Origin of the sequence: Pseudarthrobacter enclensis, from assembly GCF_001457025.1 — a bacterium.
GTDB classification, from domain to species: Bacteria; Actinomycetota; Actinomycetes; order Actinomycetales; family Micrococcaceae; genus Arthrobacter; species Arthrobacter enclensis.
Genome location: NZ_KQ758599.1, coordinates 22,731 through 37,536, shown reverse-complemented (window position 1 = coordinate 37,536; position 14,806 = coordinate 22,731). Strand labels below are relative to the sequence as shown.

Below are 14,806 nucleotides of genomic sequence, written 5' to 3'. Positions count from 1 at the left end.
TCACTAGCTGGGGTGGCACTGCGGCGCCGTGTGGGAACAGTCCGGGAAACCATTCACCGCACAATGAATGCCGCTGGCGGGCACAACTGTGACAAGGCGCACATGGCCGTGCCGGCAGGCGTTAGGGTGTATTCCGGAACAGCTCTTGACGAATGAATGATGAGGTTCAGATGTCCCAGGACACCCCCAGCTCCACGGCCACCGTTCCCGCTGCCGCCACGGCAGGAGAGGGTGCCCGGCAGGGCGACGCCTTCGAAAACCTGCTGCATGAGACCAGGACGTTTCCCCCGACCCCGGAGTTCGCGGCCAACGCCGTGGTGACGGCAGAGGTGTACGCCGAGGCCGACGCCGACCGGCCGGCTTTCTGGGCGAAGCAGGCGCGGGAGCTGCTCACCTGGAGCAAGGACTTTGACCAGGCGCTGGACTGGTCCAATCCGCCGTTCGCCAAGTGGTTCGTGGGCGGCGAGGTCAACGCGGCCTACAACGCCCTGGACCGGCATGTGGAGAACGGCCTGGGCGACCGCGTTGCGATTTATTTCGAGGGCGAACCCGGCGATACCCGCGCCTACACGTATGCGGAGCTGACCGAGGAGGTCAAGAAGGCCGCCAACGCGTTCGAATCCCTGGGCGTGGCCAAGGGCGACCGGGTGGCCGTGTACCTGCCCATGATCCCTGAGGCGGTCATTACGCTGCTGGCGTGCGCCCGGATCGGTGCGGTCCATTCGGTGGTGTTCGGCGGCTTCTCCGCCGACGCCCTGCGCTCCCGCATCGACGACGCCGAGGCCAAGCTCGTGGTCACCGCGGACGGCACCTACCGCCGCGGCAAGCCCAGCGCCCTGAAGCCAGCGGTGGATGAGGCATTGTCCCGCGAGGGAGATGCAGGCGGCCACACTGTTCAGAACGTGGTGGTGGTCAAGCGCAACGGCCAGGATGTGGACTGGACCGAGGGCCGGGACCACTGGTGGGATGAGACGGTGGGCGCCGCCTCCGCGGAGCACACCGCCGTGGGTCACGACTCCGAGCACCCTTTGTTCATCCTTTACACGTCCGGCACCACCGGCAAGCCCAAGGGCATCCTGCACACCACCGGCGGCTACCTCACCCAGACCGCGTACACGCACAAGGCGGTGTTCGACCTGCACCCGGAGACGGACGTCTATTGGTGCACGGCCGACGTCGGCTGGGTCACCGGGCACTCCTACGTCACCTACGCCCCGTTCATCAACGGCGCCACGCAGGTGATGTACGAGGGCACCCCGGACTCCCCGCACCAGGGCCGCTGGTGGGAAATCGTGGAGAAGTACAAGGTTTCCATCCTGTACACCGCCCCCACCGCCATCCGGACCTTCATGAAGTGGGGCCGGGACATCCCGGACAAGTACGACCTCACCTCCCTCCGTGTGCTCGGGTCCGTGGGCGAACCCATCAACCCGGAAGCCTGGATGTGGTACAAAACGGTGATCGGTGGCGGCGATGCCCCGATCGTTGACACCTGGTGGCAGACCGAGACCGGCGCCCAGATGATCGCCCCGCTCCCCGGTGTCACCGCCGCCAAGCCGGGCTCCGCGCAGGTGCCGCTGCCGGGCATCGCCGTGGACGTGGTGGACGAAATGGGTGAATCGGTGCCGGACGGCCACGGCGGGTTCCTGGTGATCCGCGAGCCGTGGCCGGCCATGCTCCGCGGCATTTGGGGCGATCCGGAACGGTTCAAGGACACGTACTGGTCCCGGTTCGAGAACATGTATTTTGCCGGGGACGGCGCCAAGAAGGACGAGGACGGCGACATCTGGCTCCTCGGCCGCGTGGATGATGTCATGAACGTCTCCGGGCACCGCCTCTCCACCACCGAAATCGAGTCCGCCCTGGTGTCCCATCCTGCGGTGGCGGAGGCCGCCGTCGTGGGCGCCACGGATGAGACCACCGGCCAGGCCGTGGTGGCGTTCGTGATCCTGCGCGGCGACGCCGCGAACAACGGCGACGAAACGGTCCAGGAACTGCGCAACCACGTGGGCAAGGAAATCGGTCCCATCGCCAAGCCTAAGAACATCCTGGTGGTTCCGGAGCTGCCCAAGACCCGCTCGGGCAAGATCATGCGCCGCCTCCTGAAGGACGTCGCCGAGGGCCGCGACCCGGGTGACGCCACCACCCTGTCCGATCCCACGATCATGCAGCAGATCGCCCAGTCGCTCAGAAAGTAACAGCGGCTTAGTATCTTCCCCGCGCTGCCGAATGGCCCCGTAAACCCCTGAACCGCAGGGGAAACGGGGCCATTCTGCGTTTGTGACGATTCAAAAGCACGCGCGGCCCAGAATGTTATTTCACGTTCTTCCATGTTCTCTTTTGCGAGGTTATAGTCAGAACTGATGTGAGGTGCCTCACATGCGGTAAGCACTCAAGGGAGAGAACATGGCTTCACAGTTTGATGCGTCTGCAACTGCCTTCCCGAGCAGGCGGACCATCCTCAAGACCGTCGGCGTCGGCGCTGCAGGCCTGGCCGGCATCCCGTTCCTCGCAGCCTGCACGGGCGGCAGCGCCCCGTCCGCCACGGGCACCGAATCCGGAAGCCTCACTTTCGGTTCCGGTTCCTCCGATGACGTCCCCAAGCGGGCCTACCAGGCGGTCACCGACGCGTTCACGGCCAAAACCGGCAAGAAGGTCACCACCAACACGGTCCCCCACAACGACTTCCAGAACAAGATCAACTCCTACCTGCAGGGCTCCCCTGACGATGCCTTCACGTGGTTCGCCGGCTACCGGATGCAGTACTACGCCGGCAAGGGCCTGCTGGCGCCCATCGACGACGTCTGGGAAACCATCGGCGGAAACTACTCCGACGCCCTCAAGAAGGCCTCCACCGGCCCCGACGGCAAGATGTACTTCGTGCCCAACTACAACTACCCGTGGGGATTCTTCTACCGGAAGAGCCTGTGGCAGGAGAAGGGGTACGAAGTACCGGAAACCTTCGACGCCCTCAAAACCCTGGCGGCCAAAATGCAGGGGGACGGCATCATTCCCATCGGCTTCGCCGACAAGGACGGCTGGCCGGCCATGGGCACGTTCGACTACATCAACATGCGGCTGAACGGCTACCAGTTCCACGTGGACCTCTGCGCGCACAAGGAATCCTGGGACCAGCAGAAAGTCAGTGCCGTCTTTGACACCTGGTCCGCCCTGCTCCCCTACCAGGACCCGGGAGCCCTCGGCCAGACCTGGCAGGACGCCGCCAAGGCGCTGGAGGCGAAGAAGACCGGCATGTACCTGCTGGGGTCGTTCGTCACCCAGCAGTTCACCGACCCCGCGGTGCTGGCAGACATCGATTTCTTCGCTTTCCCCGAGATCGCCATGGAAGGCCGCGACGCGGTCGAGGCACCCATCGACGGCCTGCTGCTGTCCAAGAAGGGCGGTGAGAACAAGACCGCCCGGGACTTCCTGGCCTACCTGGGCACCCCGGAAGCGCAGGACGCCTATGCAGCCGTGGATGCATCGAACATCGCCACGGCCAAGGGAACGGACACGTCCAAGTTCAGCCCGCTCAACAAGAAGTGCGCCGAAACCATCGCGGACGCAAAGTACATCAGCCAGTTCTTTGACCGCGACGCCCTGCCCGCCATGGCCAACAACGTGATGATTCCGGCCCTCCAGAGCTTCATCAAGGACGGAAAGATGGACGTCAAGAACCTCGAGGCGCAGGCCAAGACGCTGTACGCAGCCCAATAGCCGCCGCTGGCTGCGCTGCAGCACCGGCATCCGCAAGCGGACGACGGCGGCCCACGCCCCGCCGTCGTCCGTTCCTTTTCGGCGTACCCGCCACAGCGTCCCCACCCCGGCGTCCCAAGCACCAAAGGGAAGATTTCCATGAGCAGCACCACACAAGAACTGATCCCGCCGGAGGCGCGGGAACCCGGCGGCGGGAGGCCCGGCCGCAGGACAGGCGGGCGGGTCCGCCGGCTGACCGGACGGGACAAGCTGGTCCTGTCCCTGATGGTGGGGATTCCCACCCTGATTGAACTGGCCCTTGTCTGGCTGCCCACGTTGATGTCCGTGGGGCTGAGCTTCACCCGGTGGAACGGCCTGGACCTGGCCGACATCCGCCCGGCGGGTACCGAAAATTACCAGTACATCACCCAGGACTACCCGCCGTTCTGGCCGGCCGTGCAGCACAACCTGCTGTGGCTGCTCTTCCTTGCCCTGATCGCCACGCCCCTGGGCCTGCTGCTCGCGGTGCTGCTGGACCAGAACATCCGCGGCAGCAAGATCTACCAGAGCATCTTCTTTGCCCCGGTGATGCTGTCGCTCGCCCTGATCGGCATCATCTGGCAGCTGTTCTACCAGCGCGACAACGGCCTGCTGAACTTCCTCCTGGGCACCGCCGGAACACCGCAGGCGGTGGACTGGTTCGGGGACTCCTCGGTCAATATCTGGGCGGCCATGATCGCAGCCACCTGGCGGCATGCCGGGTACGTCATGCTCCTATACCTGGCCGGCCTGAAGGGCGTGGACCCCAGCCTGCGCGAGGCAGCCGCCATCGACGGCGCCAATGCCGTGCAGACATTCTTCCGCGTGGTCTTTCCCGCCATGCGGCCCATCAACATCGTCATCGTGGTGATCACCATCATCGAATCGCTCCGCGCCTTCGACGTCGTGTACGTCATCAACCGCGGCACCAACGGCCTGGAAATGCTCAGCGCCCTGGTGATCCAGAACCTCGTGGGCGAAGGCCAGGTCATCGGCGTCGGCTCCGCGCTGGCGGTGGTGCTGCTGGTGATCTCCCTCGTCCCCATCGTCTTCTACCTCAGCCGCACCTTCGGCAAGGAGAACAGAGCATGAGCACCACAGCATCGACCCCCGCCCGCACCGGACGGACCCACGCGCCGGCCGCCGCCCGCGCCGGCAGCAAACCCAAGCGCCACTACGGCACGCACGCCTTCCTGCTGGTGATGGCGGTGATGTGGCTGGTTCCGCTGGGATGGTCCCTCTACACGGCGCTCCGGCCGGTTGCCTCCACGAACGAACACGGCTATTTCAGCTTCGCCGGCGACTTCAACTTCGACAACTTCGCCCAGGCCTGGACGCAGGGCGGGTTTTCCACCTACTTCTGGAACTCGGTCATCATCACCGTTCCGGCCGTGCTGCTGACCCTGTTCCTGGCCTCGCTGATGGCCTTCGCCGTCAGCCGGGTGAACTGGAAATTCAACATCACGCTGCTGATCATGTTCACGGCCGGGAACCTGCTTCCCCCGCAGGTCCTTGCCGCACCGCTGTTCGAGATGGCCAAGCACTTCGAGGTGCCCTACTCCTTCAGCGATTCGGGCAACATGCTCAACACGTACATCATCGTCATCGCCGTGAACACGGCCTTCCAGATGGGGTTCTGCACCTTCGTGCTGTCCAACTACATGAAGGCACTGTCGGCGGACCTGACCGAAGCGGCGCTGGTGGACGGCGCCGGCATCTGGCGGCAGTACCGCGAGATCATCATGCCGCTGTGCCGCCCCGCGTTCGCCGCGCTCGGTACGCTCCAGGTCATCTTCATCTACAACGACTACTTCTGGCCGCTGATCTTCATCCAGAGCGGAAACCGGCTGCCGATCACCACGGCCATCAACAACCTGCAGGGTGAGTTCCTGAGCAACTACAACCTGCTCGCGGCCGGCGCCGTGATCACCGTCATCCCCACGCTGGTGATCTACCTGCTCCTGCAGCGGCAGTTTGTTGCGGGCCTGACTCTTGGTTCCAGCAAGGGGTAGACCATCATGGAAGGTGAGGGGGACGCCGTTCCCCCGCCTCAGCACGAAAGGATCTCCATGCTCCCCGCAGCACGACACCAGGCCATCGTGGACGTCGTCCAGCGCGAACGGGTTGTCCGCGTCTCGGACCTCGCCCAGCAACTGGGTGTGTCGCTGATGACCGTCCGCCGGGACATCGAGCTACTGGAGGAAGGCGGCAAGCTGGAGCGGATCCACGGCGGGGCGAAGCTCCCCGGCGATGCCAGCACGCACGAGCCCGGCTTCGAGCAGAAGTCAACGCAGCTGACGGCGGAGAAGCGGGCCATCGCCGTGGAAGCCGCGGCAATGGTCCAGGAGGGGATGGCGGTGGGCCTGAGCGCCGGGACCACCACCTGGGCCCTGGCCAAGGAACTGGTGGACGGCCCGCCCATCACGGTGGTCACCAACTCGGTGCGCATCGCCGACCTGTTCCACCATGCCGCGTCCACCTCCCCGGCCCGCTTCAGTTCCACGGTGATCCTGATTGGCGGCCAGCGCACCCCCTCGGATGCGCTGGTGGGTCCCATCGCCACCAGCGCGCTGAAGCAGCTGCACTTGGACGTGCTGTTCCTGGGCGTGCACGGCATGGATGCGCAGGCCGGCTTCACCACCCCGAACCTCCTCGAAGCCGAGACGGACCGGGCCTTCGTGGCAGCTGCCCGGAAGACCGTGGTCCTGGCCGACCACACCAAATGGGGTGTGCTGGGCATCAGTTCCATCGCGTCCCTGGACGAAGTGGATGAAGTCATCAGCGACCCCGGGCTGGGCTCCGATGCCCAGCGCGTCCTGCAGGACAGGGTGGGCAGGCTGCGCCTGGCTTCCGCCCTGGGGCAGCCGGCCTAGGGCCGGTGCCTCACGGGCAGCCGCACGACTGCCGCACCTGCAGTTCGGCAGGGAAGATGAGGTGTTCGGCGTCCTGCCCGCGATGGGCGCCGATCAGGGCGCTCACCGCTGCGTCCGCCATGGCCTTCGCCGGCTGCTTCACCGTGGTGAGCGGCGGCCAGCTGTACTCGGCCTCAGCCGAACCGTCGAAGGACGCCAGGGCCATGTCCCGCGGGATGGACAGGCCCGCCTCGTGCAGGGCACGCAGGATCCCCACCGCCTGCAGATCGGACGTGGCAAAGATGGCCGTGGGACGGTCGGCAACCGCCAGGAGCCGCTTGCCGGCCGCGTATCCGCCCTCACGCGTGAAGGGCGTCCGCACAATGGGGCCCTCCGGCAGGCCGGCAGCGGCCAACGCCTGCAGCCACCCCTCCTCACGGCCGTCGTAGTAATTGCCGGTGTTCGTGCCCATGGCCAGGGCGATGCTGGTGTGCCCGTGGCCGATCAGGTGCTCCACGGCCGACCTCGCACCCGCAACCAGGTCTACCCCCACGCTGTTGAAGCCTGGCGCCTCACCGCTGTGGTTCAGGAGCACCACGGGAACTTCCGCCGATTCGAAGTCGGCCATGCCGGGCTCCATCAGGACGCTGGAGACAATCACGCCGTCCACCTGGCGGGCCGCAAGGTTCCGGACGTTCCGGCGTTCCTTGGCCAGGTTTCCGTCCGAATTGGTCAGCACCAGGGCGTAGCCGAGCTCTGCCGCCGCCTCCTCCACACTGTGGGCCAGCAGCGAGAAGAAGGGGTTGCTGTTGTCCGGGATCACCAGGCCGATGGTCTCGTTGGAGCCCAGCTTCAAGGCCCTGGCCGCTGCGTTGGGCCGGTACCCCAGCCGCCGGATGGCATCCTGCACTTTCGCTTCGGTGGCCGGCGCCACCTTCTTGGGTCCGCCGTTGACCACATAACTCACGACGGCGGTGCTGACGCCCGCGAAGCGGGCAACGTCTTTGCGCGTCACCGGTCCGCGGGGCGCCGGCACAGCCGAAGTGGTCATGGAGTACATGCTAGCTACGAGCCGGCCGGGGCGTCGCCGAAGTCGCGGATGGGCAGCCGCGCGCCGTTCTGCCGTGCCGATTCGTGGGCCACGATGCCGGGCAGGGTGTAGCGGGCCGCCACCCAGGCGTTGACCGGCGGCAGGCTGCCTTCGTTGACGGCGGTGACAAAGTCGTCCACCAGGAAGTGGTGGCTGCCTTCGTGCCCGTTGGGGGCACCGCGGAATTCCTCCGGCAGGCGGCCCGCATCGTGCACCGGCGCCAGTCCGGAGACGAAGGCATCACGCAGTTCCGGTGCCACGTTGGCCAGGGACGGGTCGTCCAGCGGGATGCTGGGCCGCGTTTCCATCTTTTCCGAGATGTCGTGGACGTTCTGCTTGTCCTGCCACACGGTGACCTTGGCGAGCTGTTCAAAGCTTGCCTCGGTGCCAAAGAACCGGAACCGGGATTCCCGGATGTGCGACGGGTACCCCACGCGCCGCATCTCGTTGGTGCGCATCGCACCGCCGTCGTTGAGTTCAAACAATGCCGTGGCATTGGAGAAGTCGTTGCCGAACATGCTGACGTCCTTGTCGAAGACGCCGTCGTTGCGGTCATCGCGCACACCCACGCAGCTGACGCTGACCGCGTGTGCCGGGATGGCGCCGAGGACGCCGCCGATGGCGTGGGTGGGGTACAGCATGGGCGGGTAGCTGGCGGTTTCCTTCCAGCGGTCGCCGCCGCTGTACTGGTACGCGTCGTAGAAGCCCAGGTCCATGTCATGGACGTAGTCGCCCTCGGCGTAGAAGATCCGGCCAAATTTGCCTGCAGCGTGCTGCTCACGGGCATGTACCGTGGCGGGGTTGTAGTAGCTGGTCTCCCCCATCATGTACACCAGGCCGGTGTCGCGGACGGCGTCGATGATGCCGGCGATCTCTTCTTCGCTGACTGCCATGGGGACGGCGGAGTAGACATGCTTGCCGGCACGGAGGGCCTGCTGCACCAGCGGGCCGTGGGTCCAGCGCTGGGTGAAGATGGCCACAGCGTCCACGTTCGAGGCAAGCAGGGCTTCGAAGTCCGGCATGGTGCCGGCCAGGTGGTAACGCTCTGCTGCCTCAGCGGCGCGCTCGGGGCGCTCGTCCACCACATACACCTCCTTGACTCCTGGGTGGAGGTTGAACAGGTGGGCAAACTGGCCGCCGAACTGGCCCGCGCCGACGATGCCGATCGAGAACGTCATTGTTTTCCTTCCGTGGAGGTGGGGAGTGCGCCTGGCGGCGCGCCGGGCCCTGCCCGGTAAGCGGTTCCTGCCGCATCCCGGCGGCATTTACCGGCTTTCTACTCGAGTCAACAACTGATCTTTCGCAATTGCAAGCCCCGAAACAGGGGAAAATTAAACCTTGCGGCAATCCAATCTACTCGTGTAGATTCTTCGGCAGGTTGTTAGGCACATCACAATCAGGAAGGGTCGACGATGACCACCCTTACCAGGAACCCAGGCACGCGGACGCCCCGCCTGCCCCGCACCATCCTCAACCGGACAGGCCCAGGCCGGACCGGACGCGGCGATGCCAGGATTGCCCTGTTCTTCATCGCCCCGGCCATGATCGGATTCGTCCTCTTCTACCTGGTGCCCACCGTCCGCGGCATCTACCTCAGCTTCACCGAATACAACATCCTTGGAGATCCGGAATGGATCGGCCTGGAGAACTACGAGGCGATCGCCAAGGATCCCCTGTTCTGGAATTCCCTGGCCGTCACCGGACAGTACGTGCTCCTGAACATCGGGCTGCAGACGGCCTTGGCGCTCGGCCTGGCCCTGCTGATGCATAACGTGGCCAAGTCCACCATCATCCGCGGCGCCCTGCTCCTGCCCTACCTGATGTCCAACGTCATCGCGGCGCTGCTGTGGTTCTGGATGCTGGACTACCAGATCGGCGTGGTGAACCAGTTCATCGAGTGGGCCGGGCTGCCGCGGGCGGCGTTCTTCGGCAGCGAGGAATGGGCCATCCCCACCCAGGCGCTGATCAACACCTGGCGGCACATGGGTTACACCGCGCTGCTGATCTTCGCCGGCCTGCAGTCCATCCCCGGGCACGTCTACGAGGTAGCCAAGCTTGATGGCGCCTCCGCATGGCAGACCTTCCGGAAGATCACCATCCCGCTGCTCCGCCCGGTCCTGGTGCTGGTCCTGGTGGTCACCGTCATCGGGTCCTTCCAGGTCTTTGACACCGTCGCCGTGACCACCGGCGGCGGCCCGGTCAACGCCACCCGCGTCATCCAGTACTACATCTACCAGCGCGCCTTCACGGAGTCGGACTTCGGCTACGGATCCGCCATCGCCGTCATCCTCTTCCTCATCCTCGCCCTGGTGGCCTTCATCCAGATGAAGTTCCTCAAGGGCAACGAGTCGGACCTGGACTAAGGAGTCCTCCATGACCACCACCGCAAGCCGCACCCCGCTGGCCAACCCGGCCAAGCCAACCACCCGCCGTCGTCCGTTCAATCCCCGCCGTGCAGGCGCCTGGGCGCTGCTGGTCCTGGCCATCGCGGTCTCTGTCCTGCCCTTCCTGTGGGTGCTGCGGACCGCACTGTCCACCAACAATGCGCTGGCCACCAACGCCACCAGCCTGCTCCCGGCGGACTTCACCTTCGGCGCCTTCAAACGCGTCTTCGGCCTGCAGACACCCGCAGAGGCCGTGGCCGAGGGCGGGTCCGGCGCCGCCATCGATTTCTGGATCTACCTGCGCAACTCGGTGGTGTTCTCCTCCATCACCACCGCCGGCGCCGTGTTCTTCAGCGCGATGGCCGCCTACGCCTTCGCCAGGCTCCGCTGGAAGGGCCGCAACGCCGTCTTCAGCCTCTTCCTCGGCACCATGCTGGTCCCACCGATCTTCACGGCACTGCCCAACTTCCTGCTCATCAAGAACCTGGATCTGCTCAACACCATGCTCGGCATGGTCCTCCCCTACGTCTTCATGACGCCCTTCGCCATCTTCTTCCTCCGCCAGTTCTTCCTGAACATGTCCCGCGAGGTGGAGGAAGCGGCCATGCTCGACGGCGCCAAGCACCTCCGGATCTTCTTCCAGATCGTGCTGCCCAACGCCGCAGCCCCCATCGCCACCCTGGCGCTGCTCACCTTCATTGGCCAGTGGAACGAATACTTCTGGCCGCTGCTGGTCGGTTCCCAGGACGATGTGCGTGTCCTCCAGGTGGGGCTGGGCGTCTTCAAGTCCCAGTCACCGCAGGGCGCACCGGACTGGTCCGGCCTGATGGCCGCCACCCTCATCTCCGCCCTGCCCGTCCTGATCCTCTTTGCCGCCTTCGGCAAGAAGATCGTCAACTCCATCGGTTTCTCCGGCATCAAGTAACCCCCTTCGCACCAAAACAGCAACAGCCCCACACCAGCCAACCGTGCGCCGGCCATGGCGGCCTGCCCGAAAACATCCCCGAAAGGACCCCTGATGAAGAAGATGAAAGCAACCGGCGCCCTCGCCGCGGCTGCCGCAGCAGTCCTGGCACTCTCCGCCTGCGGCGGCGGCAGCCAGGCTGAGGCCGGCAAGGGCGAGATCAGCTACTGGCTCTGGGACGCCAACCAGCTTCCCGCGTACCAGCAGTGCGCCGACGACTTCACCAAGGCCAACCCGGACATCACCGTCAAGATCACCCAGCGCGGCTGGGACGACTACTGGAGCACGCTCACCAACGGCTTCGTGGGCGGCACCGCCCCGGACGTCTTCACCAACCACCTGGGCCGCTACGGCGAACTCGCCGAGAACAAGCAGCTGCTGGCCATCGACGACGCCGTGGAGAAGGACAAGGTGGACCTCTCCGCCTACAACGAGGGCCTCGCCGACCTGTGGGTGGGCCAGGACGGCAAGCGGTACGGCCTGCCCAAGGACTGGGACACCATCGGCCTTTTCTACAACAAGGCCATGCTCGCCTCCGCCGGGATCTCCGAGGACCAGATGAAGGACCTCACCTGGAACCCTGAGGACGGCGGCAGCTACGAAAAGGTCATCGCCCACCTGACCGTGGACAAGAACGGCAAACGCGGCGACGAGCCCGGCTTCGACAAGAACAACGTCCAGGTCTACGGCCTGGGCCTGAACGGCGGCGGCGATTCCTCCGGCCAGACCGAGTGGAGCTACCTCACCAACACCACCGGCTGGCAGCACACGGACAAGAACCCCTGGGGCACCCACTACAACTACGACGACCCCAAGTTCCAGGACTCCATGAAGTGGTTCGCGGGGCTCGCGGACAAGGGCTACATGCCCAAGCTGGAGACCACCGTCGGGGCCAGCATGGCCGATACCTTCGCTGCCGGAAAGTCCGCCATCAACGCCCACGGCTCGTGGATGATCGGCCAGTACACCGGCTACAAGGGCATCGACGTCGGCATCGCGCCCACCCCGGTGGGCCCGGAAGGCAAGCGCGCCTCCATGTTCAACGGACTGGCCGACTCCATCTGGGCCGGCACCAAGAAGAAGGACGCCTCCATCAAGTGGGTCGAATACCTGGCCTCCTCAGCCTGCCAGGACGTGGTGGCCTCCAAGGCTGTGGTGTTCCCCGCGCTGAAGGCATCCTCGGACAAGGCCGCAGCGGCGTTCCAGGCCAAGGGCGTTGACGTCACCGCCTTCACCGAACACGTGAAGAACAAGACCACGTTCCTCTACCCGATCACGGACAACACCGCCAAGGTCAAGGGCATCATGGAGCCGGCCATGGACGCCGTGGTGTCCGGCAAGGCCCCCGTCAGCTCGCTGACGGCCGCCAACGAGCAGGTCAACGCCCTGTTCAAGTAGCCCCCAATATGTGGCTGCGTATGTGGTCGCAGCCGCACGGCCGGGTGCCGCCGTCCTCCTCCTCGCGACGGCGGCACCCGGCCACCCCTTCCCGTTAATTTGCACTTGTGCGTAACTTAAGGCGCACGCCCGAACACCGAAAGAGACCACCATGGATCCCCTGCATCTCCGTTCCGCCGGCACCAGCCTGCTGATCAGCTTCGACAGCGGGGAGGCCGAGGTCATCCATTGGGGCGCCGACCTGGGAACCGAACTCCCGGACCTGGACATCCTGGCCGGCCCGGTGGGAAACTCATCGGTCGACGCGCGCGTTCCGGCGACCCTCCTGCCGCAGGCTTCATCGTCCTGGCGCGGCCGCCCGGCGCTTCGGGGGCACCGGATCGGCGAGGGCACTGCCGGCAATGACTTCTCCTCCCGGCTGCGCGTCACCTCCGCCGCCGGCGGGGACACCTCGGCCACCATTGAACAGGCCGACGCCGACACCGGGATCAGCGTCTCGACGTCCCTTCAGCTGCACCCCGGCGGCCTCCTCGAACTGCGCCACACCGTCACCAACAACGGCACCACCCCGTTCCAGGTGGACGAACTGGCCACCGTCCTGCCCGTGGCGCCGGACGCCGTCGAGCTTCTCGACCTGACCGGGCGCTGGTGCCGGGAACGCCACCCGCAGCGCCGGCCCATCCAACAGGGCACCTGGGTCCGTACCGGCCGGCACGGCCGCACCGGACACGATTCCTCCCTCCTGTTCGCCGCCGGCAGCAAGGGCTTCGGCAACCGGCACGGCAAGGTCTGGGCCACGCACCTCGCCTGGAGCGGCAACCACGAACAGTTCGCTGACACCCTCGGCGACGGGCGCACCATGATCGGCGGCTCGGAACTGCTGGGACCTGCCGAGGTCATCCTGGAACCGGGCAGCAGCTACACCACCCCGGCCCTGTTCGCCGCCTACTCCGGGCGCGGCCTGGACGGCATCACCGAGGCGTTCTACAGCTGGTTCCGGTCCCGCCCGCACCACGTGCTGCCGCCGCTGTCCACCGGCGGCACCGCCCGGAAGCACCGCCCGGTGGTGCTGAACACCTGGGAGGCCGTCTACTTCGACCACAACCTGGAGACGCTCATTGAGCTCGCAGACTCCGCCGCGGATTTGGGCGTGGAACGTTTCGTGCTCGATGACGGCTGGTTCCGCGGCCGCCGGGACGACCACGCCGGCCTGGGCGACTGGTACGTGGACGAAACCCTCTGGCCCAACGGCCTCACGCCGCTGATCGATGCGGTCACGTCCCGGGGGATGGAGTTCGGGCTGTGGGTGGAGCCGGAAATGGTGAACCTCGACTCGGACGTCGCCCGCGCCCACCCCGACTGGATTGCCAGCCCCTCCGCGTTGCCGCACAAGGACGGCGGCCGGCTGCCCCTGGAATGGCGCAACCAGCACGTCATGGACCTGGTGAACCCGGAAGCCTGGCAGTACGTCTTCGACCGGATCTCCACGCTGCTGTCCGAAAACGCCATCAGCTACCTCAAATGGGACCAGAACCGGGACCTGGTGGAGCACGGCCACGCCGGCCGCCCGTCCGTCCACGAACAGACCCTCGCCGCCTACCGGCTCTTCGACGAGCTCCGGAAAGCGCACCCCGACGTCGAGATCGAGAGCTGCTCCTCCGGCGGCGGCCGCGTTGACCTGGGCATCCTGGAGCGGACCAACCGTGTCTGGGCGTCGGACTGCAACGACGCCCTCGAGCGGCAGACCATCCAGCGATGGACCGGCGCGGTCGTGCCGCCGGAGCTGGTGGGCAGCCACATCGGTCCCACCACTTCCCACACCACCGCCCGCACGCACGACCTGTCGTTCCGCGCCATCACGGCACTGTTCGGCCACTTCGGCATGGAGTGGGACGTCCGGTCAGTGCAGGGCAAGGAGCGGGAGGAGCTGCGGCGCGTGGTGGGCCTGTACAAGGAACACCGCGACCTGATCCACAGCGGCCGTCCTGTCCATGCGGATGTGCCGGACGACGCGTTCCAGCTGCACGGCGTGCTCGCCGCCGAACCGGCAGCTGAAGGCACGACGGCGGCGCTGCTCGCCTTCGTCAGCATGCACACCTCGGCTGCCGAAGCCCCGGGGCGGTTCGTCCTTCCGGGGCTCGACGCGGGCCGGACCTACCGGGTGGAAGCGATCTTCCCGGCCCCGGGCGACAGCGACTACGCCCACACCTTCACCCAGGTGCAGCCGCCGGCGTGGCTGGCGGACGGCGCAACCGCCGGAGGAAAGTTCCTCGGCGAAGTCGGCCTGCCGATGCCCATGCTCAACCCGGAACACGCGCTGCTCCTCAAAGTCACCGCGGCCTAGCCGGACGCCTGCACAACCCCTGCGTGCCGCGCCTTCAGG

The 14,806-nt window shown here is 66.1% G+C and carries 11 protein-coding genes; 9 read left to right on the top strand and 2 right to left on the bottom strand.

What is annotated here, in order from left to right:
* The first annotated feature begins 170 nt into the window (after positions 1–170).
* The 5 genes from acs to AS031_RS00140 all read left to right on the top strand — a co-directional run bounded on the left by acs (position 171) and on the right by AS031_RS00140 (position 6,608).
* Positions 171–2,198 (top strand): acetate--CoA ligase, encoded by a 2,028-nt coding sequence (gene acs, locus AS031_RS00160; protein ID WP_058266142.1) that lies wholly within the window; start codon positions 171–173, stop codon positions 2,196–2,198.
* 208 nt (positions 2,199–2,406) lie between these two features.
* Positions 2,407–3,717 (top strand): ABC transporter substrate-binding protein, encoded by a 1,311-nt coding sequence (locus AS031_RS00155; RefSeq protein WP_058266141.1) that lies wholly within the window; start codon positions 2,407–2,409, stop codon positions 3,715–3,717.
* A 138-nt stretch (positions 3,718–3,855) separates the two neighbouring features.
* Entirely contained in the window at positions 3,856–4,827 is a 972-nt protein-coding gene (locus tag AS031_RS00150) for a carbohydrate ABC transporter permease (RefSeq protein ID WP_058266140.1), read from the top strand.
* Positions 4,824–5,747, top strand: coding sequence for a carbohydrate ABC transporter permease (locus tag AS031_RS00145; protein WP_058266139.1), 924 nt, complete (start codon positions 4,824–4,826; stop codon positions 5,745–5,747). The genes AS031_RS00150 and AS031_RS00145 overlap by 4 nt, the downstream gene beginning before the upstream one ends.
* 57 nt (positions 5,748–5,804) lie before the next feature.
* Positions 5,805–6,608, top strand: coding sequence for a DeoR/GlpR family DNA-binding transcription regulator (locus AS031_RS00140; protein WP_058266138.1), 804 nt, complete (start codon positions 5,805–5,807; stop codon positions 6,606–6,608).
* Positions 6,609–6,618: 10 nt separating this feature from the next.
* Here the strand turns inward: AS031_RS00140 and AS031_RS00135 are convergent, their stop codons facing one another.
* Positions 6,619–7,647 carry a LacI family DNA-binding transcriptional regulator gene (locus AS031_RS00135; RefSeq protein WP_371325965.1) on the bottom strand — a complete coding sequence of 343 codons (1,029 nt, stop codon included), beginning with the start codon at positions 7,645–7,647 and terminating at the stop codon, positions 6,619–6,621.
* Between the two features lie 5 nt (positions 7,648–7,652).
* Positions 7,653–8,855: a Gfo/Idh/MocA family protein gene (locus AS031_RS00130; protein WP_058266137.1), complete on the bottom strand. Its 1,203-nt coding sequence runs from the start codon at positions 8,853–8,855 to the stop codon at positions 7,653–7,655.
* Positions 8,856–9,089: 234 nt separating this feature from the next.
* Between AS031_RS00130 and AS031_RS00125 the strand changes: the two genes are divergently transcribed.
* The 4 genes from AS031_RS00125 to AS031_RS00110 all read left to right on the top strand — a co-directional run bounded on the left by AS031_RS00125 (position 9,090) and on the right by AS031_RS00110 (position 14,767).
* A complete protein-coding gene (locus AS031_RS00125; RefSeq protein WP_058266136.1) occupies positions 9,090–10,040 on the top strand; it encodes a carbohydrate ABC transporter permease in 951 nt (316 codons plus the stop codon).
* 10 nt (positions 10,041–10,050) lie between these two features.
* A complete protein-coding gene (locus tag AS031_RS00120) occupies positions 10,051–10,986 on the top strand; it encodes a carbohydrate ABC transporter permease (protein WP_058266135.1) in 936 nt (311 codons plus the stop codon).
* Positions 10,987–11,079: 93 nt separating this feature from the next.
* Complete coding sequence (locus AS031_RS00115; protein WP_058266134.1) at positions 11,080–12,423, top strand: ABC transporter substrate-binding protein; 1,344 nt, start codon at positions 11,080–11,082, stop codon at positions 12,421–12,423.
* Between the two features lie 151 nt (positions 12,424–12,574).
* Entirely contained in the window at positions 12,575–14,767 is a 2,193-nt protein-coding gene (locus tag AS031_RS00110) for an alpha-galactosidase (protein ID WP_058266133.1), read from the top strand.
* Positions 14,768–14,806 lie beyond the last annotated feature (39 nt).

What these genes read in the sequence shown, in the direction of transcription:
- acs (WP_058266142.1), top strand. Translation starts at nt 171, where the DNA reads ATGTCCCAGGACACCCCCAGCTCCACGGCCACCGTTCCCGCTGCCGCC.
- AS031_RS00155 (WP_058266141.1), top strand. Translation starts at nt 2,407, where the DNA reads ATGGCTTCACAGTTTGATGCGTCTGCAACTGCCTTCCCGAGCAGGCGG.
- AS031_RS00150 (WP_058266140.1), top strand. Translation starts at nt 3,856, where the DNA reads ATGAGCAGCACCACACAAGAACTGATCCCGCCGGAGGCGCGGGAACCC.
- AS031_RS00145 (WP_058266139.1), top strand. Translation starts at nt 4,824, where the DNA reads ATGAGCACCACAGCATCGACCCCCGCCCGCACCGGACGGACCCACGCG.
- AS031_RS00140 (WP_058266138.1), top strand. Translation starts at nt 5,805, where the DNA reads ATGCTCCCCGCAGCACGACACCAGGCCATCGTGGACGTCGTCCAGCGC.
- AS031_RS00135 (WP_371325965.1), bottom strand. Translation starts at nt 7,647, where the DNA reads ATGTACTCCATGACCACTTCGGCTGTGCCGGCGCCCCGCGGACCGGTG.
- AS031_RS00130 (WP_058266137.1), bottom strand. Translation starts at nt 8,855, where the DNA reads ATGACGTTCTCGATCGGCATCGTCGGCGCGGGCCAGTTCGGCGGCCAG.
- AS031_RS00125 (WP_058266136.1), top strand. Translation starts at nt 9,090, where the DNA reads ATGACCACCCTTACCAGGAACCCAGGCACGCGGACGCCCCGCCTGCCC.
- AS031_RS00120 (WP_058266135.1), top strand. Translation starts at nt 10,051, where the DNA reads ATGACCACCACCGCAAGCCGCACCCCGCTGGCCAACCCGGCCAAGCCA.
- AS031_RS00115 (WP_058266134.1), top strand. Translation starts at nt 11,080, where the DNA reads ATGAAGAAGATGAAAGCAACCGGCGCCCTCGCCGCGGCTGCCGCAGCA.
- AS031_RS00110 (WP_058266133.1), top strand. Translation starts at nt 12,575, where the DNA reads ATGGATCCCCTGCATCTCCGTTCCGCCGGCACCAGCCTGCTGATCAGC.